Annotated in this window: 15 protein-coding genes and 3 pseudogenes; 11 read left to right on the top strand and 7 right to left on the bottom strand. The window is 67.1% G+C overall.

Translation table 11 applies throughout. The annotated features are described in order from the left end of the window. The first annotated feature begins 89 nt into the window (after positions 1–89). Positions 90–755 carry a response regulator transcription factor gene (locus ACRHIG_RS20235; protein ID WP_070288051.1) on the top strand — a complete coding sequence of 222 codons (666 nt, stop codon included), beginning with the start codon at positions 90–92 and terminating at the stop codon, positions 753–755. Then, complete coding sequence (locus ACRHIG_RS20230) at positions 749–2,059, top strand: ATP-binding protein (RefSeq protein ID WP_489627665.1); 1,311 nt, start codon at positions 749–751, stop codon at positions 2,057–2,059. Before ACRHIG_RS20235 ends, ACRHIG_RS20230 begins: the two co-directional genes overlap by 7 nt. Positions 2,060–2,114: 55 nt before the next feature. Here ACRHIG_RS20230 and ACRHIG_RS20225 read toward each other — a convergent pair. Together ACRHIG_RS20225 and ACRHIG_RS20220 are read right to left on the bottom strand one after the other, a co-directional pair. Continuing rightward, positions 2,115–2,752: pseudogene (locus tag ACRHIG_RS20225) on the bottom strand (NAD(P)H-dependent oxidoreductase). A gap of 121 nt (positions 2,753–2,873) precedes the next feature. Beyond that, entirely contained in the window at positions 2,874–3,872 is a 999-nt protein-coding gene (locus tag ACRHIG_RS20220; RefSeq protein ID WP_489627664.1) for an aldo/keto reductase, read from the bottom strand. A 112-nt stretch (positions 3,873–3,984) separates the two neighbouring features. Here ACRHIG_RS20220 and ACRHIG_RS20215 point away from each other — a divergent pair, with 112 nt between their 5' ends. Both ACRHIG_RS20215 and ACRHIG_RS20210 read left to right on the top strand, forming a co-directional pair. Then, positions 3,985–4,665 carry a LysR family transcriptional regulator gene (locus ACRHIG_RS20215; protein WP_489627663.1) on the top strand — a complete coding sequence of 227 codons (681 nt, stop codon included), beginning with the start codon at positions 3,985–3,987 and terminating at the stop codon, positions 4,663–4,665. Further along, positions 4,644–4,874 carry a LysR substrate-binding domain-containing protein gene (locus tag ACRHIG_RS20210; RefSeq protein ID WP_489627662.1) on the top strand — a complete coding sequence of 77 codons (231 nt, stop codon included), beginning with the start codon at positions 4,644–4,646 and terminating at the stop codon, positions 4,872–4,874. The genes ACRHIG_RS20215 and ACRHIG_RS20210 overlap by 22 nt, the downstream gene beginning before the upstream one ends. Here the strand turns inward: ACRHIG_RS20210 and ACRHIG_RS20205 are convergent. Continuing rightward, a pseudogene (locus ACRHIG_RS20205) lies at positions 4,871–5,952 on the bottom strand (ATP-binding protein). The gene ACRHIG_RS20210 and the pseudogene ACRHIG_RS20205 overlap by 4 nt on opposite strands. Further along, on the bottom strand, positions 5,952–6,707 hold the full coding sequence (locus tag ACRHIG_RS20200) for a response regulator (RefSeq protein WP_489627661.1): 756 nt from the start codon (positions 6,705–6,707) through the stop codon (positions 5,952–5,954). The pseudogene ACRHIG_RS20205 and the gene ACRHIG_RS20200 overlap by 1 nt, the downstream one beginning before the upstream one ends. 133 nt (positions 6,708–6,840) lie before the next feature. Here ACRHIG_RS20200 and ACRHIG_RS20195 point away from each other — a divergent pair, with 133 nt between their 5' ends. The 3 genes and pseudogenes from ACRHIG_RS20195 (at position 6,841) to ACRHIG_RS20185 (ending at position 12,645) form a co-directional block, all read left to right on the top strand. Continuing rightward, positions 6,841–8,007: an efflux RND transporter periplasmic adaptor subunit gene (locus tag ACRHIG_RS20195; protein ID WP_489627660.1), complete on the top strand. Its 1,167-nt coding sequence runs from the start codon at positions 6,841–6,843 to the stop codon at positions 8,005–8,007. Positions 8,008–8,040: 33 nt separating this feature from the next. Continuing rightward, the gene (locus tag ACRHIG_RS20190) at positions 8,041–11,187 is read left to right on the top strand and encodes a multidrug efflux RND transporter permease subunit (RefSeq protein ID WP_489627659.1); all 3,147 of its coding nucleotides are present in this window, start codon (positions 8,041–8,043) and stop codon (positions 11,185–11,187) included. A 22-nt stretch (positions 11,188–11,209) separates the two neighbouring features. Beyond that, positions 11,210–12,645 (top strand): annotated as a pseudogene (locus ACRHIG_RS20185) (efflux transporter outer membrane subunit). Here the strand turns inward: ACRHIG_RS20185 and ACRHIG_RS20180 are convergent. Both ACRHIG_RS20180 and ACRHIG_RS20175 read right to left on the bottom strand, forming a co-directional pair. Then, complete coding sequence (locus tag ACRHIG_RS20180) at positions 12,566–13,252, bottom strand: DAPG hydrolase family protein (RefSeq protein WP_489627658.1); 687 nt, start codon at positions 13,250–13,252, stop codon at positions 12,566–12,568. The pseudogene ACRHIG_RS20185 and the gene ACRHIG_RS20180 overlap by 80 nt on opposite strands. Before the next feature lie 4 nt (positions 13,253–13,256). Beyond that, on the bottom strand, positions 13,257–14,429 hold the full coding sequence (locus tag ACRHIG_RS20175; RefSeq protein ID WP_489627657.1) for an MFS transporter: 1,173 nt from the start codon (positions 14,427–14,429) through the stop codon (positions 13,257–13,259). A gap of 145 nt (positions 14,430–14,574) precedes the next feature. Here ACRHIG_RS20175 and ACRHIG_RS20170 point away from each other — a divergent pair, with 145 nt between their 5' ends. Next, positions 14,575–15,333 (top strand): IclR family transcriptional regulator, encoded by a 759-nt coding sequence (locus tag ACRHIG_RS20170; RefSeq protein ID WP_489627656.1) that lies wholly within the window; start codon positions 14,575–14,577, stop codon positions 15,331–15,333. On the opposite strand, the gene ACRHIG_RS20165 is transcribed toward ACRHIG_RS20170, so the two are convergent. Continuing rightward, positions 15,323–16,216 carry a 7(1) septoil knot domain-containing protein gene (locus tag ACRHIG_RS20165; RefSeq protein ID WP_489627655.1) on the bottom strand — a complete coding sequence of 298 codons (894 nt, stop codon included), beginning with the start codon at positions 16,214–16,216 and terminating at the stop codon, positions 15,323–15,325. The genes ACRHIG_RS20170 and ACRHIG_RS20165 overlap by 11 nt on opposite strands. Positions 16,217–16,412: 196 nt before the next feature. On the opposite strand from ACRHIG_RS20165, the gene ACRHIG_RS20160 reads away from it, so the two are divergent. The 3 genes from ACRHIG_RS20160 (at position 16,413) to ACRHIG_RS20150 (ending at position 19,469) form a co-directional block, all read left to right on the top strand. Then, positions 16,413–16,733, top strand: a complete 321-nt coding sequence (locus ACRHIG_RS20160) for a hypothetical protein (protein WP_489627654.1) — start codon at positions 16,413–16,415, stop codon at positions 16,731–16,733. Then, positions 16,661–18,067 (top strand): DUF4394 domain-containing protein, encoded by a 1,407-nt coding sequence (locus ACRHIG_RS20155; protein WP_489627653.1) that lies wholly within the window; start codon positions 16,661–16,663, stop codon positions 18,065–18,067. The genes ACRHIG_RS20160 and ACRHIG_RS20155 overlap by 73 nt, the downstream gene beginning before the upstream one ends. Positions 18,068–18,188: 121 nt before the next feature. After that, on the top strand, positions 18,189–19,469 hold the full coding sequence (locus ACRHIG_RS20150; RefSeq protein ID WP_489627652.1) for an arsenic transporter: 1,281 nt from the start codon (positions 18,189–18,191) through the stop codon (positions 19,467–19,469). Positions 19,470–19,484: the final 15 nt, after the last annotated feature.

The following is a 19,484-nucleotide window of genomic DNA, read 5'->3' as shown; positions in this document are numbered from 1 at the left end:
CGCCCGACACAAGGCGTGCGGCGGCGCGCCAGGCGAGCTTCCCCAGCCACGTTAAGATAGCGGTATTTTCAAGACTGCGAGAGGTCCAGGTGCGCGTGCTGCTGGTGGAAGACGATCCGATGATCGGGGAAAGCCTGGTCGAGGGCTTGCGCGGCGAGTGCTATGCCGTGGACTGGGTCCGCGATGGCCACGATGCGGAGCTGGCGCTGGCCGGCTTCGCCTACGATTTGATGCTGCTGGACCTGGGCTTGCCCGGCAAACAGGGCATGGACGTGCTGCGCGCCATGCGCGCGCGGGGCGCCGAGTTGCCCGTGCTGATCATCACGGCGCGCGACGGTACGCCGGCCCGCGTGGAAGGACTCGACAGCGGCGCCGACGATTACCTGGTCAAGCCGTTCGACCTCGACGAGCTGCTGGCGCGCATCCGCGCGCTGCTGCGGCGCCGGGTCAGCCGTTCGCGCTCGGTCATCGAGCATGGCGCGTTGATCCTCGACCTGGCCAGCCACGACGTCACGTTCGAGGGCGAACTGATCAAGCTGCCGCCGCGCGAGTTTTCCGTGCTGCGCGCCTTGCTCGACCATCCGGGCAAGGTGGTGTCGAAGCGCCAGCTGAGCGAAAAGCTGTACGGCTGGGATTGCGAAGTGGAAAGCAATACCGTCGACGTCTACGTCTACCAGCTGCGCAAGAAGCTGGGCGCGGACGCCATCCAGACCGTGCGCGGCGTGGGCTACAAGATGCGGGTGGCATCTTGCTGACCATCCGCCGCCAATTGCTGCTCGGTTTGCTGGCCGCCACCTTGCTGTGCGTGCTGGGCGCCGGCATTTCGCTGTTCCGCTCGCTGCTCGAGGAAACCAATGAGCTGGCCGACTTGCAGCTGCGCCAGCTGGCCGTGGCCTTGCCCGACGAGTTCGAGCCGCAGACGGGGCTGGCCGCCGCGCAGGAGCCGGAAGAAGCGTTCGTGCTGCAGGCGTGGGACGAGGACGGCCAGCCATTGCCCGTCCTGCAGGGCCAGCCGGCATTGCCGCGCTATGCGCTGGCCGGCTTTGCCGATGTCACGGTGCATGGCGAGGACTGGCGCCTGTACGGCGAGACGCGGCGCGGCCGCTACGTGCAGGTGGCGCAGGCGCAGGCCGTGCGCGACCAGCTGGCCTGGCAGATGACCATGCGCGCGGGCGCGCCCCTGCTGGTGTTCGCGCTGATCCTGGCGCTGCTGATCGTCGTCGTGGTGGGGCGCGCGCTGGCGCCGCTGCACCGGCTGGCCGAATCGGTGGCGGGCCGTTCGCCGGACGCCCTGACGCCGCTGGCGGCCGACGACATGCCGCCCGAACTGCGGCCCGTGGCGCTGGCGCTGAATAGCCTGATGGGGCAGTTCGAGGCGGCGCTGACGGCGCAGCGCACCTTTGTCGCCGATGCCGCGCATGAATTGCGTTCGCCGCTGACGGCGCTGAAACTGCAGCTGCAGGTGGCCGAGCGGGCCGGCAGCGAGGAAGAGCGCTGCGTGGCGCTGGCGCGGCTGCATGAACGGCTGGACCGCAGCACGCACCTGGTGCGCCAGCTATTGAGCCTGGCGCGCCATGAAACGGCGCTGGCGGCCAGCCAGCTGCACACGGTGGACCTGGCACAGTTGCTGGAAGCGGCCGTGGCCGACCACAGCGCGCTGGCCGACAGCCGCGCGATCGACCTGGGCGTGCTGGAAACGCCGCCGGGCCCGGTGCTGGTGCAGGCCGATCCCGATGGCTTGCAAGTGTTGCTGAATAACCTGATTGACAACGCCTTGCGCTACACGCAGCAGGGCGGCAGGGTCGATCTGCAGGCAGCGCTGGAAGAGGGCAGGCCCCTGCTGCGCGTCTCCGACAACGGCCCCGGCGTGCCGCGCCAGCACCATGCAAGGCTGTTCGACCGCTTCTTCCGCCCCGACGGCAACGACGCCTGGGGCTGCGGCCTGGGCCTGTCCATCGTGCGCCACATCGCCGAGCACCACCAGGCCGATATCGCGCTGGCCGAAGGCGAGGCGGGGCGGGGCCTGCAGGTGACCGTGCGCTTTCCGCAAGCGGCCTGAACGAAAAAAGCGGATGCCGGCGAGGGCATCCGCTTTTCAGTCACGCTCGACGCGCTTACGCCAGCTCGGTGATGAATTGCTCGCGCGCGGGGCGCACTTTTTCAGGTCCACCAGCCAGTCGCCTGCGTCGGCGCGGTAGCCCAGCGGCAGCATGACGACGGAGCGCAAGCCTTTTTCGCGCAGCTTCAGGATCTCGTCGACCTTGGCCGGGTCAAAACCTTCCATCGGCGTCGAATCGACCTTTTCCTGCGCCGCGGCGATCAGGGCCGTGCCCACGCCGATATACGCCTGGCGCGCCGCGTGCTGGTAGTTGGTTTCCGCATCGCGCTGCGGATACGTGGCCAGGATCTGCTGGCGGTACGCTTCCCAGCCTTCATTCTTGAAGCCGCGCACGGTGTTGACCAGGTCAAAGCGGGCGTTGATGCGTTCTGCCGTGTAATTGTCCCAGGCGGCAAACACCAGCAGGTGCGAGGCGTCCGTTACTTGCGACTGGTTCCACGCATGCGGCTTGATCTGCTCGCGCAGGGCCGGATTCGTCACGACGAACACTTCGTAAGGATGCAGTCCGCTGGAGCTGGCCGTCAGGCGCACGGCTTCCAGGATGCGCTCGACCTTGTCTTGCGGCACCGTTTTCGACGGGTCCATCTTCTTGGTGGCGTAGCGCCATTGCAGTGTTTCGAGCAAATCGGACATGTAAATCCCTTTCATAATGAATAGTTCAGATTGAAAATGATAGCGGATTCAGGCATTTCAAGTGCAAAGGGGCAAAGAAACTGCTTATCGACCTCAAGCTAGCGCACTCAAGCACAGTTGTCTACAGGCCAACCATGGCAAGCTCAACCTCCGGGTAGCGCGCGCCTTGCACGCTGGCGGGCGCGATGGCGGCGCCGATGGCGGCCAGCTCGGCGCCGTTCAATTCGAGTTGCGCGGCGGCGACGTTCTCTTCCAGGTGGGCCAGGCTGCGGGCGCCGGGAATCGGCACGATGTCAGTGCCTTGCGCCAGCAGCCAGGCCAGGGCCAGTTGCGCGGCCGTGGCGCCGCGCGCCGCCGCCAGGCGCTGCAGTTCGGCAACCATGTGCGCGTTGGCCGCCATCGCCGGCGGCTGGAAGCGGGGCAGGCTGTGGCGGTAGTCGTCTGGCGCCAGCGCGGCGCTGGATGCGAGCCGGCCCGTCAGGAAGCCCCGGCCCAGCGGGCTGTAGGGCACGAAACCGATGCCGAGCGCGCGGCAGGCGGGCAGCACGTCTGCTTCCACGTCGCGGCTCCACAGCGAGTATTCGGACTGCACGGCCGCAATCGGATGCACGGCGTGGGCGCGGTGCAGGGTGGCGGCCGACACTTCCGACAGCCCCAGGTGGCGCACCTTGCCCGCCCGTACCAGTTCGGCCATGGCGCCGACGACGTCTTCGATGGGCACGGCCGGGTCCACGCGGTGCTGGTACAGCAAGTCGATGCACTCGATGCCGAGCCTGGACAGCGACGCTTCCACGGCCTGGCGAATATGTTCGGGGCGGCTGTCCACGCCCGCCATGCGCTCGACGCCTTTTCCTTCAGGCAAAATTTTGAAGCCGAACTTGGTGGCCACGCTGACTTTGCCGCGTAATTGCTTCAGTGCGCGGCCCACCAGTTCCTCGTTGGCGTAGGGGCCGTACACTTCCGCCGTATCGATCAGGGTCACGCCCAGCTCCACGGCGCGGTGCAGCACACGCAGCGAGGCGGCCTCGTCGGCGCCGCCATAGGCAAAGCTCATGCCCATGCAGCCCAGGCCGATGGGGGCGACGCGCAAGCCGGAGTGGCCCAGTGTTCTGTGTTCCATTGTCATTTCCTTTCAAAAAAGATGCAAGGAGTATGGATGAAGCAACAGCATGCGATAAGATGGCTAATCCTGCATGTATTGCTGAATTTTTTCATGAATTTTTTCCTCAACAATGGCTGATCTCAACGAATTGACGGCCTTTGCCGCCGTCGCCCGCCTGCGCAGCTTCCGCAAGGCGGCATTGGAGCGGGGCGTGTCCGCCTCCGCCCTCAGCCATGCGCTGCGGGCGCTGGAAGAGCGCCTGGGCGTGCGCCTGTTGAACCGCACCACGCGCAGCGTCACGCCGACCGAGGCGGGCCAGCAGCTGCTGGCGCGGCTGGCGCCGGCCATGCGCGAGATCGACGATGCCTTACAGGATTTGAGCGCCTTGCAGGATGTGCCCGCAGGCAAGCTGCGCCTGAACGTGCCCCGTCCCGCCGCCCGGCTGCTGCTGGCGCCCATGCTGGCCGGTTTTGTCGCCCGCTATCCGCGCGTGCAGGTCGAAGTGGTGACCGATGACGGCATGATCGATATCGTGCGCGACGGTTTTGACGCGGGCATCCGCTTCGGCGAACAGGTGGCGGCCGACATGATCGCCGTGCCCGTGGGCGCGCCGCAGCCGTTCGTGGTGGTGGCGTCGCCCGGCTACCTGGCGGCGCATGGGGCACCGGGCACGCCGCGCGACTTGCTGGCGCATGCCTGCATAGGCCGGCGTTTTCCCAGCGGGCGCCAGTATGCGTGGGAGTTCGGGCGGGAGGGGAAGCCGTCAGCATCGCCGTCGGCGGGCCGCTCGTGTTCGATGACGATGAACTGATGCTGCGCGCGGCCCGCGACGGGGCGGGGCTGGCGTATGTGTACGAAGCCGATGCGCGCGCCGATATCGCGGCGGGGCGCCTGGCGTGCGTGCTGGAGCGCTGCCTGCTGCCGCCGCCCCGTTACTTCCTGTACTACCCGAGCCGGCGGCAGATGCCGCCCGTGCTGCGCGCCTTTGTCGACATGGTCCGCGCCGACGGTCTTGCCTAGGCGGCCGGCGGCGCGCCGTGCTCGACCGGCCACTTGACGGTAAACACGCTGCCGCCCGCCTTGCCGCGCGTGCAGACGGCGCTGCCGCCGTGCGCGCGCGCGATGGCTTCGACCACGGCCAGGCCCAAGCCGCTGCCCGCATGCGGGTCGCCGCCGTCGCTGTCGCCGCGGCGGAAGGCTTCGAACACGTGCGGCGCCAGTTCCTTTGAAATACCGGGGCCCGCATCCTCGACGCTCAGGTAGTACTGGCCGGCCTGCACCCGGGTGCGCACGCGCAGCAGGCCAGGATGCGCATAGCGGCGCGCGTTGTCGAGCAGGGCCAGCACGATTTGCCGGATGCGGGCCGCGTCGCAGCAGACGGGATGGTCGGACAGGTGCAATTGCAGCGTAAAACCGGCCGCTTCCATTTCCTGCGCCAGCAGGCGGCCCACTTCCTCGATTTCCAGGGTCAGGTCCGTCCACGCCATGCGCAGCTGCATGTGGCCGCTGTCGGCCAGGCTCAGGGTGCGCAAGTCCTCGATCAGGCGGCCCAGGTCCTCGACCTGCGCCAGCAGGCTGGAAAACGGCACTTCCTCGGGCTTGAAGACGCCATCGACGACGCCCTGCAAGGTGCCGCGCAGAATGGTCACGGGCGTGCGCAGTTCGTGCGCGATGGCCGCATTCCACGTTTCGCTTTCCTTGGCCCCCGCTGCAGGCGCTCGGCCATGCTGTTGAAGTCATCGACCAGCATGGCCGTCTCGCCCAGGCTGCGGTCGCCCGCGAAGGCGCGCGCGGACAGGTCGCCGTGGGCCACGCGGCGCACGCTGTCCATCACGGAATTGATCGGTTTTAAGATGCGCGCGGCCAGCTTGATGGCGAAAAAGGCGGCCAGCCCCAGGCCGAAGATGGTGATGGCAAAGATCCACAGCCATTCGACGGTGCTGGGCGACCAGTCGTCGGGCTCGGACAGCATACCGGGATCGATCTTGAAGGCGATGGCGAAGAAGGTCCAGGAACCGATCCAGATGATCAGGATGCTGCACACCATCAGCACGGACATCGACAGGATGATCTGCCGGTTCAGGCCAGTGAAGCGCATCAGCACTCGCTTTCCAGGCGGTAGCCCACGCCGCGCAGGCTGGCCGGCATGTTCATTACGCCCGCTTCCTCGAGCTTCTTGCGCAGCTTGCTGACGTGGCTGTCCACCGTGCGTTCCATCGAGTTGCTCTCGGGCATGCACGACTCCAGCAATTCCAGGCGGCTGCAGACGCGGCGCGGCGTGCGCGCCAGGTGCGCCAGCAGGCGAAATTCCGTCAAGGTCAGGCTGAGCATGAGAGGCTGGGCCATGCCATCCTGCAGCACGCTGGCCACGTACGTTTCCTGGTCGATCTCGATGGGGCCGCAGCGCAGGCGCTGGCCGCCGACCGGGTGGTGGCGCACGCGCGAGCGGCGCAGCACGGCCGCCACGCGGGCCACCACTTCGGCCGGGTTGAAGGGCTTGATGATGTAGTCGTCGGCGCCCACGCGCAGGGCGGCCAGTTTGTCGGCATCCTGGTCGCGCGCCGTCAGCATGATGACGGGCGTTTCGCCGCGCCGTCGCACTTCGGCCAGCACGCCCCAGCCGTCGACACGGGGCATCTGCACGTCGAGCAGCAGCAGGTCCGGCGCCAGCGCCAGGTGCTGCTGCAGCGCTTCCTGGCCATCGAGGGCGAAGGCCGTGCGGTAGCCGTCGCGCTCCAGATAACCGGCGAGGATGCGGGCGATTTGCGGTTCATCTTCGGCGATCAGGACGAGGGCGGAAGGGGGCGTGGTGGCAAGAAAAGAGGGCTGGCTGGCGCTGTGATGATAGTTCATGCAAATAGTCTAGCATTCTTCTTTCTCTCCATCGAATCTCCACATTTCTTTGACGAAATGTCCACCTTGGCCTTTTATGCTGCGCTTATCTGTCGACCGGACCGCCGGTTGGGATCTGCCATAGAGAAAGACCATGCATCCGAGCCACTTCACCAAGAAAAACATGTTGATCGCCGCGGCACTGCTCAGCCTTGCCGCCTGTTCCAAACCCGCGCCGGACGAGGCGGCCGCGCCGCCCGCCGCCGTGACGGTCCTCAAGCTGCAAGCGGCATCCGTCGTCCTCAGCGACGAATTGCCGGGCCGGGTGGCCGCCTTCCGCACGGCCGACATCCGTCCGCAGGTGGGCGGCATCGTGCTGCGCCGCCAGTTCGAGCAGGGTGCCGACGTGCAGGCGGGGCAGAAGCTGTTCCAGCTCAACCCGGCGCCGTTCCAGGCGGACGTCGATTCGGCCGCCGCCGCCCTGCAGCACGCGGTGGCCACGGCCAACCGCGCCAGCAGCCAGGCGGACAGGTTAAAGCCGCTGGTGGAAGCGGACGCCATCAGCCGCCAGGCATATGACGACGCCGTGGCCCAGCGCGAGCAAGCCGTGGCCACCGTGGCGCAGGCGCGCGCGACCCTGGCCCGGCGCCGCCTGGACCTGGCCTTTGCCAGCATCGAGGCGCCGATTGCCGGGCGCATCGGCTCCGAACTGGTGACCGAAGGCGCGCTCGTAGGCGTGGCCGATGCTGCGCCGATGGCGCGCATCCAGCAGATCGACAAAGTGTATGTCGACGTGCGCCAGCCGGCCGCCGCGCTGGCCGCGCTGCGGGCCTCGGGTTCGGACAGCAAGGGCGGCGCGGACAAGCTGCCCGTGACCATTTTAGGTGCCGATGGCCAGCCGCATCCCGTCACGGGTCGCATCCTGTTCTCCGGCATCAGCGTCGATGCGGGCACGGGCGACGCCGTCATCCGCGTGCTGGTCGACAATCCGCAGCGCCAGCTCTTGCCGGGCATGTTCGTGCGCGCCCGCATCGCCCGCGCCGTGCAGCCCAACGGCGTGCTGCTGCCGCAGCAAGCCGTGTTGCGCAGCAGCGGCGGCCAGGCGCAGGCCTGGGTGCTGGACGGCACGAACAAAGCCAGCTTGAAAACGATCGCCGTGGGCGACGTGGTCGAGCACCAGTACGTGGTCAGCGGCGGCTTGAAGGCGGGCGACACCGTCGTCATCGAAGGCCAGGAACGCCTGCAGCCGGGCGCCACCGCCACACCGCAACCGTGGAAGCCGGCCGTCGTGGCCACGGCGGCTGCCGCCAAGGCGCGTTGATGCACACTTTGAATACAATGAAAGCCTAACGACATGCCTCAATTTTTCATCAACCGCCCCGTCTTTGCGTGGGTGGTGGCGGTCTTCATCGTCCTCTTCGGACTGATCGCCATACCGCAATTGCCGATTGCGCGTTTTCCTTCCGTGGCGCCGCCCAGCGTCAGCATCAGCGCCAATTACCCCGGCGCCACGCCGCAAACCATGAATGATTCCGTGGTGGGCCTGATTGAACGCGAACTGTCGGGCGTCAAGCACCTGCTGTATTTCGAGTCGTCCACCGATACCTCGGGGTCGGCCTCGATCACCGTCACCTTCCAGCCGGGCACGGACCCGGAAATGGCCCAGGTGGACGTGCAGAACCGCCTGAAGGCCATCGAGCCGCGCCTGCCGCAAGCCGTGCGGCAGAACGGCTTGACGGTGGAATCGGCGTCGTCGGGCTTTTTGATGATCGTCAGCCTGATTTCCGAGAATGGCCAGCACGATGAAGTGGCGCTGGGCGACTACCTGGCGCGCAACGTGACGGAAGAACTGCGCCGCATTCCCGGCGTGGGCAAGGTGCAGCTGTTCGGCTCCGAGCGGGCCATGCGCATCTGGGTCGATCCCGCCAAGCTGGTGTCGTACAACATCGCCATGGGCGAACTGACGGCCGCCATCGCGCAGCAGAGTGCGCAGATCGCGCCGGGCCGCCTCGGCGATTCGCCCGCCGTGCACGGCCAGCGCGTGACGATTCCGCTGACGGTGCAGGGCCAGTTGCAAACCCCGGCCGAATTTGCCGCCATCGTGCTGCGCGCGAACGCGGACGGCTCGAAAGTGACCATCGGCGACGTGGCGAAGGTGTCGCTGGGGGCGCAAAGCTTCAATTTCAGCATCCGCGAAAACGGGCAAGCCGCGTCGGGTGCCGCCATCATGCTGTCGCCCGGTGCCAACGCCGTGCAGACGGCGGCCGCCGTGCGCGCGCGCATGGCCGAACTGGCGCACACCATGCCGGCCGGGATCAAGTACTCGGTGCCGTTCGATACGGCGCCGTTCGTGAAGATCTCGATCGAGAAGGTCGTCGTCACCCTGCTGGAAGCGATGGTGCTGGTGTTCCTCGTCATGTATCTGTTCCTGCAAAAGATACGCTACACCCTGATTCCCGCCATCGTCGCGCCGATCGCCCTGATGGGAACGTTTACCGTGATGCTGCTGGCCGGCTATTCCGTCAACGTGCTGACCATGTTCGGCATGGTGCTGGCCATCGGCATCATCGTCGATGACGCCATCGTCGTGGTGGAAGCGGTGGAGCGCCTGATGGCTACGGAAGGCCTGTCGCCGAAGGAAGCGACCTCGAAAGCCATGCGCGAAATCACGGGTGCCGTGGTCGGCATCACTCTGGTGCTGACGGCCGTGTTCATTCCGATGGCGCTGGCCAGCGGTTCCGTGGGCGCCATCTACCGCCAGTTCACCCTGGCGATGGCCGTGTCGATTTTGTTCTCGGCGTTTCTGGCCTTGAGCCTGACGCCGGCCCTGTGCGCCACGATGTTGAAACCGATCGGCCCGCACGACCACGATAAAAAGGGCTTTTTCCTGTGGTTCGACCGCTGTTTTGAGCGCATGACGGCGCGCTATGAAAAAGGCGTGGTGGCGATGCTCAAGCGCGCGGGCCGCTCGATGGTGCTGTACTGCGCCATCGTCGCGGCGCTGGGCGTGGCCTTCATGCAGCTGCCGTCGGCCTTCCTGCCCGAGGAAGACCAGGGCTATTTCATTACCTCGATCCAGCTGCCGTCGGACGCCACCATGGAGCGCACGCTCGATGTCGTCAAATTGTACGAACAGCACGTGGCCTCGCGGCCTGGCATCGAGGTGAACCAGTCGATCCTCGGCTTCAGCTTCTCCGGCGCGGGTCCGAACGCGGGCCTGGCGTTCACCATGCTGAAGGACTGGAAACAGCGCAACGGCGCCACGGCGCAGGAAGAAGTGGCGCTGGCGCAGGAGGCCATGTCGCAGGCGAAGGAAGGCGTGATCATGAGCCTGATGCCGCCCGCCATCGATGAACTGGGCAACTCGTCCGGCTTTTCGCTGCGCCTGCAAGACCGCGCCAGCCAGGGCATCGCGGCCTTGCAGGCGGCGCAAAACCAGCTGCTGGGCCTGGCCGCGCAAAGCGCCAAGGTGGCGGGCGTGTATCCGGACGGCTTGCCGCCGGGCGCCAGCGTGCGTCTCGATATCGACCGCACCAAGGCCGAAGCATTGGGCGTGCCGTTTACTGCGATTGCCGACATGCTGACGGCGGCCATGGGTTCGACCTATGTCAACGATTTTCCGAACGCGGGCCGCATGCAGCAGGTGATCATCCAGGCCGATGCGCCGTCGCGCATGCAGTTGAACGACGTGCTGGCCTTGCGCATCCGCAATAACGCGGGCGGCATGGTGGCCCTGGGCGAGCTCGTGCGACCCGTGTGGAGCGAATCGCCGCTGCAGCTGGTGCGTTACCAGGGCTACCCGTCGGCGCGCATTTCCGGCAGCGCGGCGCCGGGAGTGTCCAGCGGCGACGCCATGCTGGAAATGGAGCGCCTCGTGAAGCAATTGCCGCCGGGCTTCGCGCTGGCGTGGACGGGCCAGTCGCTGCAGGAGAAGGAATCGGCGTCGCAGGCGCCCATGCTGATGGCGCTGTCGATGCTGGTGGTCTTCCTCGTGCTGGCGGCCCTGTATGAAAGCTGGTCGATTCCCGTCTCCGTGATGCTGGTGGTGCCGCTGGGTTTATTGGGCGCCGTGCTGGCCGTGATGTTGCGCGGCATGCCGAACGACGTGTTCTTCAAGGTGGGCATGATCACCATCATCGGCCTGTCGGCAAAGAACGCCATTCTGATCGTCGAATATGCGCGCCAGCTGCAGGCGCAGGGCAAGGGGCTGGTCGAGGCGACGGTGGAAGCGGCCCGCTTGCGCTTGCGCCCGATTTTGATGACGTCATTGGCGTTCGCGCTGGGCGTGGTGCCGCTGATGCTGGCCACGGGCGCCAGCGCCGAGACGCAGCACGCGATCGGCACGGGCGTGTTCGGCGGCATGATTACCGCCACCGTGCTGGCCGTGTTTTTCGTGCCCGTGTTCTTTGTCGTGGTGCTGGGCGCCGTCGACAAGATGGGCACGTACTTCAACAAACGCAGTGATCGCATCGCCGTCAAGGCGGTGGAAGGAGAGTTGTAATGCGTTTCTTTTTCTCACGCCCCTGGCCGCGCTGGCCTTGTCGGCGTGTTCCCTGACGCCGCCGCTGGTCAAGCCGGCGGCGCCGATACCGGCCAGCTATGCAGAATCTGCCGCGCCAGCCGCGGCCGACACCGCGGCCGACCTGGGCTGGCGCCAGATGCTGCTCGATGCGCGCCTGCAGCGCCTGGTCGATATCGCGCTGGAAAACAACCGCGACTTGCGCGTGGCCTCGCTCAACGTGGAAGCCGTGCGGGCCCAGTATCAGATCCAGGATGCGGGCCGCACTCCGGCCATCGGCGCGAATGCGGGCGGCGTGCGCCAGCGCGGCGCCGATGCGGTGACGCAGAATCAGTTCACGGCCGGCATCGCCATGAGCGCGTTCGAGATCGACCTGTTCGGCCGCTTGCGTTCCTTGTCGGACGCGGCGTTTGCCCGCTATCTGGCGACGCAGCAGGGCCAGCGCGCCGCGCATATGGCCCTGATCGGCGCCGTGGCCGACGCCTACCTGGAGCAGCGCCTGGCCGAGGAACAGCTGGCGCTGGCCCGGCAAACGCTGCTTGACTGGCGCCAGGCGCTGCTCCTGACGCAGCGCCTGCACGGCGCGCGGCAGGGCAGCGGCCTGGACGTGGCGCAAGCCGAAGGGCAGGCCGCCACGGCGGAGGCGGACGTGCAGGCGCGGGAGCGAGCCAGTCTACTTTCGCGCAACAACCTGGAATTGCTGCTCGGTGCGCCATTGCCAACGGACTTGCCCGCCGGCCGGCCGCTCGACGGCCAGCCCGTGCTGACGCAGCTGCCGCCCGGCCTGCCGTCGGACTTGCTGGCGCGCCGTCCCGACATTTTGCAGGCTGAATACGCGCTGGCGGCGGCGAATGCGGAAATCGGCGCCGCCCGCGCCGCCTTCTTCCCCGCTTGTCGCTGACGGCGTCGCTGGGCTTTGCCAGCCCGGAACTGGGCGACCTGTTCCGCGGCAGCGCGCGCAGCTGGTCGTTCGCGCCGCAAGTGACGCAGCCGCTGTTCCAGGGCGGCCAGCTGCGCGCGGAATTGCAGCTGTCGCGGTTGCGCAAGGACGTGGCCGTGCTGCAGTACGAACAGGCGATCCAGGCGGCGTTCCGCGAGGTGCGCGACGGCCTGGCCGGCAGCGCCACGTTTGCGCAGCAGATCGCCGCGCAGGAGCGCGTGGTGGCGGCGTCGCGGCAGCGCCAGCGCCTGTCGCAGCTGCGCTACGACGCGGGCCAGGACAGCCGCCTGGAATTGCTCGACGCGCAGCGCCAGTCGTATGCGGCCCAGCAAGCCCTGCTCGACGCGCGGCGCGACCAGTTCAAGTCGGCCGTGGCGCTGTACAAGGCGCTGGGGGCGGCCTCGAGGAGTGAACCTCCGTCTACCAGGGCAGCGCCACGGGCACGCTGTCGCGGTGCTTCGCCTGGTAGTGGGAACGCAGGAATTGCGCCAGGAAGGTGAATTCGTTGTAGCAATGCATGAGCAGGGCGCGGGCGAATGCATCGGGGAAGAGGGCGGCGATCTCTTGCGGGCTGTGGCCGGCGTCCGGCAAGTCCTGGCCCATGTAGAAATGGCTGCGCAAGGTCATGCCCCAGGCCGTGTCGCGGCCCATGTGCAGCAGGCGCCCGCCGATGACGGCGCCGTCCGCCGTGCGGGGCGGCGCATAGCTCATGCCCACCCTGGCGCACACGGCGGCTGAAATGCGGCCCTCGGTCCGCGCCACCTCATATTGTCGTCCCTCGAAGAATTCACGGGGATCGCGGAACTGGATGGCCAGCTGTTCGGCCGGCATGCCGCTGAAAAATTCTTCCGCCAGATGGATGGAGCCGATGTGCGTCCCGGCGCTGCCTTCGGCCCAGCCGCTGGCCAGGTGGTCGACCGGGTGCCACATCAGGTAGCGCTCCGTGTCGGGCCGCGAGCGGAACCACCATTCAAACATCTCGCCAGTGCAATTTGCCAAGTCGGTGCGGCACGCCACGTGCAGCACGCCGCTGGGCAGCCGTTCGAAGCCCGTTTCCAGTGCCAGGGGAGCGGGGTGCAGCAGGGCGTGGACGTCGTTGAGATCCATGGTCTTACCTTTCAGTGCGGGTGGTGGAGACAGTCGCGGCGCGGCGGCGCAGCAGCAGGGCGGCCGCCACGGCCGCGCCCAGCAGGGCCAGTGCGGCCGTGGCGGCAAACATCGTGGCGTGGCTGCCGGGCAGATACGTCATGAAGGAAGAGAGAAATTGCCCGCCGAAGATGGCCATCGAGAGATAGGCGAGGTTGCGGTTGCGGCTGGGCAAGTGGCTGTGCTCGACCGTCATGTGCGTGCACAGGGGTACGGACAGGCCGAAGCCCATCCCCAGCGCCATGGCGCCGGCCAGCAGCGCGGGCAGCGCGGCGGCCCCCGCAAACAGCAGGTGCGCCAGCGCATAGCAGGCGAAGGCAGCGCCCAGGGTGCCGTGTTCATGCAGGCGCCGGACCGCCCGGGGCATCAGCCAGGCGGCCGCTACGGCCACCAGCGACACGAAGGAAAGCAGATACCCAGCCCGGTCCTCGCTCCAGCCCAGCTGCTGCAGGCGCAGCGGTAAAACGATGATGGCGGCAAAGAACACCGTCATGGAGAGCGCCGCCAGCGCATGGACGAGGAGCAGGGCGCGTGACGGGCCGGGCGCCGGCGGCGCGCCATCCATGCCGGCATCCCCGGCCGGCCCGGGTGCCGGCACGCAGCGCCAGGCGAAGGCCAGCAGCACCCACGAGGCCAGATACAGCAGGAAGGGATAGCGCCAGCCCGCCGTGGCCAGCAGGCCGCCCAGTGCGAGGAACAGCACGCCGCCCAGTTCGATCGTCATGCCTTGCCTGGCGATCATGCGCAGCCGCGCCTGGCCGCTGAACAGGGCCGAGATCAGTCCCGTGCCCGAGGCCATCACCAGCGCCGTCGGCACGCCCAGCAGGAAACGGTTGGCGAACACGGCCAGGTGGCCATGCAAGAACATGCCCGAGATGCCCAGCAAGCCGTACAGGAACAGTCCCGTCAGCAGGGTGCGGTGCAGTCCCAGGCGCTGCATGAGCATGGCGGCGAAGGGGCCGGACAGCACCACGCCCAGCGAGGGCAGCGTGACGAGCCAGCTGGCGGCGTCGGCCACCCCGAGGCGCGCGGCGATGGACGGCAATCCCGGAACCAGCACGCATCCCACCATGATGGTCAGGCTGGCAACGGAAAGGAGCGTGCACGTTGCTGTCTTCGATATACTGCGGCTGGACATGCGCCTCCCTGGTGTTTGGGTTGGGTAAACCGTTTAACGGAACAGTGTTCCGAATGATGGAACAATTATAGGGCCATGTACAATGCCGGTCAATGCCGGTCAATGCCGTCACGGCAGCTATCGTCATGCACAATTGGGTAAAGAGATGAGTGAAGAAAACGAAGGCAATAGCGGCAAGCAAGTCATCGCGCGCGCGGCGGCGGTGCTGCGCGCGCTGGAAAACCAGGCGGGCGGCCTGAGCCTGGCGCAGATCGCCAAGGGTGCGGACTTGCCGCGCACGACGGTGCACCGCATCGTCGCCGCGCTGGAAGCCCAGCAACTGGTCAGTTCCGGCGCCGGCGGGGTGAAGCTGGGGCCGGCCATCGCGCGCCTGGCGGCGTCGGCGCATACGGATGTGGTGGCGGTCCTGCGGCCGCATGCGGAAGCGCTGGGCCGGCGCACGCGCGAAACGGTGGACGTGTGCGTGTACCGCGGCCTGCATGCGGTGTCGGTGGACCAGTATTGTTCCGACCATGAACTGCGCGTCGTCTCGGCCGTGGGAACGGCCTACCCGATCCACTGCACCGCGCATGGCAAGGCGCTGCTGGCGGGTCTGTCAGACGAGGCGTTGGGCCGGCTGTTCGGCGAACGCCTGGAAGCGCGCACGGGTCAGACCATCGCGGCGCTTGCGCAACTGTTGCCGCACCTGGCGCAGGTGCGCGCGCAAGGCTACGCCGTCGATATGGAAGAGCATGCGCCGGGCGTGTGCGGCATCGGCGTGGCCCTGGACACGGGCACGAGCGAGCGCTACGCGCTGTCGCTGGGCGTGCCGGCCCTGCGTTTCCACGCCCAGCGGGAACTGCTGCTGTCGGCGCTATTGCAGTGCAAGGCGGAAGTCGAAGCCGTGCTCGGCGTCAAGCCGTAAACGCGCCGATCGGGCGGTTGCGCGCCAGGCTCCAGCCCGTCGTGTGCTGGGCTGCTGGCTGGCCGTCCGCCTGCTGCACGCTGTAGCTCCAGAGGATTTCCGTAAAGTTCAGCTTGAACTGTTCGGTCGGCATGTCGTTGGGATGGGATTGCAGCTGGATTTCGCTGATCAGGGCGTCGCGCAGCGCGATGGTGATGATGTTGACCGTCTTGTCGCCCGAGTTGCGGGCGATGTAGAGTTTGGTCGGCTGGGCCGCGCCGCTGCCCAGCGGCTGGGCGCTCAGGCACAGTTCGTACAGTTTCACCGAGATCGCATCGACATATTTGACACAGGTAAATTCCGTGATCACGGGCCGCCCCGACGTGCGCGCCGCATTGCTGACGTCCGTCGTCACCTGCTGCTTCATGCCCTGATGTAATGACACGAGTTCGATGCAGCGGCCCATGTCCTGCAGCGCGCCGCTATCGCGCCAGGCGCTGTCGATCAGGCTGCCGCCGCTGCTGTCGATGCCGCCGACCGGCATCTTGCCGAACACGAGTTCCCCGTTGCCGGGTTCGAGCAAAATCAAATCCATGACGCATTCCTCCGCTTGAGTGTCAGCCGCCTCCGTGCGCGAGGCAGCCCTTGAGTCGATGTGGCCTGGTCCAGCCTGCTCGCCGGCCTGGTCGACAAAACAGATGGTCAGCTGCGCAAAGCCTTGCGAGGTGAAGTACACGCTGGCCGTGGCATCCTGGCGCTCGCGCGTGATGAACCACTGCGCGTCGCCATGCGCGAGGCCCCAGCTGGCCGCGCGGTGCACGAGCAGGTCGGCATTGCCGCGCTGCACGATGGCTACCCGCACGTCGGCTTCGCCCATATTGTTGGTCTGATAGATGCGCGCCACTTTCCTGACCCCAGTTCTCATCGTGCCTGCGACTATACACCGGTTAAGTTGCCTAAAGATAAGTAAAAATGGCGGCGTGAACACTTTTTTGCGCCGCTGCATCCAAATGCGCGCATGGCGGGTAGTACCGGGGTGCGCTCGCTGCCACAGCGGCTTGGGCAGCACGTCCCTTCACTCACTTACCGGAGTCACGCTCATGTCCACGCTGCCATCCTTGCCATTTTCCAGGCTGCTGCTCGCTTCCGCCGTCGCCATCGCCTTGTCCGCCTGCGGGGGCGGCGGCCACCACGATGAGGCCGTCGTCACGCCAGCGCCGCCTCCCGTCGTCACGGGCGATGTGTTTGTGCTCACGGCCGGCAATCAACTGCTGTCGTTCGACCGCGCCGCGCCGGCCACCATCCGCAGCACGGTCGCCGTGACGGGCTTGCAGGCGGGGAAAACCTGTTGGGCATCGATTTCCGGCCCGCCGATGGCCAGCTCTACGGCGTCGGCAGCACGGGCCGGCTCTACACCTTGAATGGCGGCACGGGCGTGGCCACCGTGAAAGCCAGCCTGGCGGCCGATGCGGCCGACACCACGGCACCCTATACGGCGCTGGCCGGGACGGCCTTTGGCGTCGATTTCAATCCCGTCGCCGACCGCCTGCGCATCGTCAGCAACACGGGGCAAAGCCTGCGCATCAATGCCGATACGGGCGCCACCACCACGGATGGCAACATCAACGGCGGCGCAGGCAATACGGCCATCACGGCCGCCGCCTATACCAACAGTTTCGCGGGCACGGCCGGCACCACTTTGTTTGTGATCGATGGGGCCAATGCCACCCTTTACACGCAAAATCCGCCCAACAACGGCACCCTGGCCGGCGCCGTGCCGCTCGGCGTGGCGGCCACCAGCGTGGCCGGCTTCGACATCGATGCGCGCACGAATACGGGCTACGCCGTCATGACGGTGGCCGGCGCGCGCAATCTCTACACCGTGAACCTGGCGGCGGCCACGGCACCGGCGACGCTGGTGGCGGCCATCGGCGTGACGGAAGAGCTGCGCGGCATCGCCTTGACGCCGCCGGCGGCGCCCGTCGCCTACGGCTTGACGGACGATGGCCGCATCGTCACCTTCAAGACGGCCACGCCGAACACGCTCGACGTCAACGTGGCCGTCACGGGCCTGGCGGCGGGCGAGCGCCTGCTGGGCTTTGACATCCGTCCCAAGGATGGCTTGCTGTACGGCATTTCCTCCGCGGCCCGCATCGTCACCATCGATCCGGCCACGGGCGCCGTCGCCGTCAAGGCGACGCTGGCGGCCGACGCGCTCGATACCAGCGCGCCGTACACGGCCATCGCCGGCACGGCCTTTGGCGTCGATTTCAACCCCGTGGCCGACCGCCTGCGCGTGATCGGCAACACGGGGCAAAGCCTGCGCATCAATACCGACACGGGCGCCACCACCACCGATGGCGCCATCAACCGGGCGGGCGCGGCGCCGGCCGTGACGGCCGCCGCCTATACCAACAGCTTCGCGGGCGCGGCGGCGACCATGCTGTTCGATATCGACACGGCCAGTGCCAGTCTCGCCCTGCAGAATCCGCCGAATGACGGCACCCTGGCCGCTGTGGGGGCGAGCGCGCTCGGCGTTGCCGTGGCGGGCGACGTGGGCTTCGATATCGCGGGCGGCGCCAACGGGCTGGTTCTGGCGGCCCTGCGCACGGCGGCCGGCGGCCCCAGCGCACTGTACCGCATCGACCTGGCGACGGGCGCGGCGGTGCCAAGCGGCGGCGCGGCCACGCCGGCCGCCTCCGCCATCGGCAATGGGACGGTGGGCTTGACCGATATCGCCATCGCGCTGAAATAAGGCAGTCCCGCCGCGGCCTTTGCATTCATTCAATAATTCCAGTATTATGGAATTATTGTTGACGTTCACAGGCTGCGGCGCATGGTGCCCGCGACGCCGCACCGCACGGGACCCTCGCCGCATGCTGACCGCTTTCCTCATCTTTCTCGCCACACTCATCCTCGTCATCTGGCAGCCGCGCGGCCTGGGCATCGGCTGGAGCGCCGTCATCGGCGCTGGTGTCGCCTTGCTGGCCGGCGTGATCCACTGGGGCGACATCCCCGTCGTCTGGCATATCGTGTGGAACGCCACCGGCACCTTTGTTGCCGTCATCATCATCAGCCTGCTGCTCGACGCGGCCGGCTTCTTCGAGTGGGCCGCCTTGCACGTGGCGCGCTGGGGCGGCGGCAGCGGGACAAAACTGTTCGTGCTGCTGGTCTTGCTGGGCGCGCTGGTGTCCGCCGTGTTTGCCAACGACGGCGCTGCGCTGATCCTGACGCCCATCGTCATCGCCATGCTGCGGGCCCTGAAGTTTTCCGCCAAAGCCACCCTGGCCTACGTGATGGCGGCCGGTTTCATTGCCGACACGGCCAGCCTGCCGCTGGTGGTGTCGAACCTGGTGAATATCGTCTCGGCCGACTATTTCAAGATCGGCTTTGCCGAGTACGCGTCCGTGATGGTGCCCGTCAACGTCGTCGCCGTGCTTGCCACCCTGGCGGCCTTGCTGCTCTTTTTCCGCCAGGATATTCCGCTCGACTATGACGTGGCGCAACTCAAGCGCCCGGGCGCCGCCATCCGCGACATGGGGACCTTCCGCGCCGGCTGGCTGGTGCTGGCGCTGCTGCTGGTAGGGTTTTTCTCGCAAGAAGCCCTGGGCGTGCCCATCAGCCTGATCGCCGCCGTGGGCGCCGCGCTGCTGCTGGGCGTGGCGGGCAAGGGCCACGTGATTTCCACGCGCCACGTGCTGCGCCATGCGCCATGGCAAATCGTCGTCTTTTCGCTGGGCATGTATCTGGTCGTGTACGGCTTGCGCAACGCGGGCCTGACGGCTTATCTGACGGGCATCCTCAATCACTGTGCCCAGTACGGCGTGTGGGGCGCGGCCATGGGCACGGGCGTGCTGACGGCCTTGCTGTCGTCCGTGATGAACAACCTGCCGACGGTGCTGGTGGGCGCGCTGGCCATCGACCCGACGACGGCGCAGGGCGCCGTGCGCGAGGCGATGATTTACGCCAATGTGATCGGCAGCGACCTGGGCCCGAAGATCACGCCCATCGGCAGCCTGGCCACCTTGCTGTGGCTGCACGTGCTCGACAGTAAGAATATCCACATCTCGTGGGGATACTATTTCCGCGTCGGCATCGTGCTGACCGTGCCCGTGCTGCTGGTGACCTTGGCGGCGCTGGCGCTGCGCCTGTCCTGAGTTCCGTGTATGGTG

The sequence above is a fragment of the Janthinobacterium sp. C22 genome, from assembly GCF_057919405.1.
Note: the sequence above shows the minus strand (reverse complement) of the source record. Positions and strands in the feature narration are given on the sequence as shown.

Excerpts from the sequence above, each read along its gene's own strand:
- ACRHIG_RS20150 (WP_489627652.1), top strand. The coding sequence starts at position 18,189 with ATGCTGACCGCTTTCCTCATCTTTCTCGCCACACTCATCCTCGTCATC.
- ACRHIG_RS20175 (WP_489627657.1), bottom strand. The coding sequence starts at position 14,429 with ATGTCCAGCCGCAGTATATCGAAGACAGCAACGTGCACGCTCCTTTCC.
- ACRHIG_RS20180 (WP_489627658.1), bottom strand. The coding sequence starts at position 13,252 with ATGGATCTCAACGACGTCCACGCCCTGCTGCACCCCGCTCCCCTGGCA.
- ACRHIG_RS20220 (WP_489627664.1), bottom strand. The coding sequence starts at position 3,872 with ATGGAACACAGAACACTGGGCCACTCCGGCTTGCGCGTCGCCCCCATC.
- ACRHIG_RS20200 (WP_489627661.1), bottom strand. The coding sequence starts at position 6,707 with ATGAACTATCATCACAGCGCCAGCCAGCCCTCTTTTCTTGCCACCACG.
- ACRHIG_RS20195 (WP_489627660.1), top strand. The coding sequence starts at position 6,841 with ATGCATCCGAGCCACTTCACCAAGAAAAACATGTTGATCGCCGCGGCA.
- ACRHIG_RS20160 (WP_489627654.1), top strand. The coding sequence starts at position 16,413 with ATGTCCACGCTGCCATCCTTGCCATTTTCCAGGCTGCTGCTCGCTTCC.
- ACRHIG_RS20190 (WP_489627659.1), top strand. The coding sequence starts at position 8,041 with ATGCCTCAATTTTTCATCAACCGCCCCGTCTTTGCGTGGGTGGTGGCG.
- ACRHIG_RS20170 (WP_489627656.1), top strand. The coding sequence starts at position 14,575 with ATGAGTGAAGAAAACGAAGGCAATAGCGGCAAGCAAGTCATCGCGCGC.
- ACRHIG_RS20215 (WP_489627663.1), top strand. The coding sequence starts at position 3,985 with ATGGCTGATCTCAACGAATTGACGGCCTTTGCCGCCGTCGCCCGCCTG.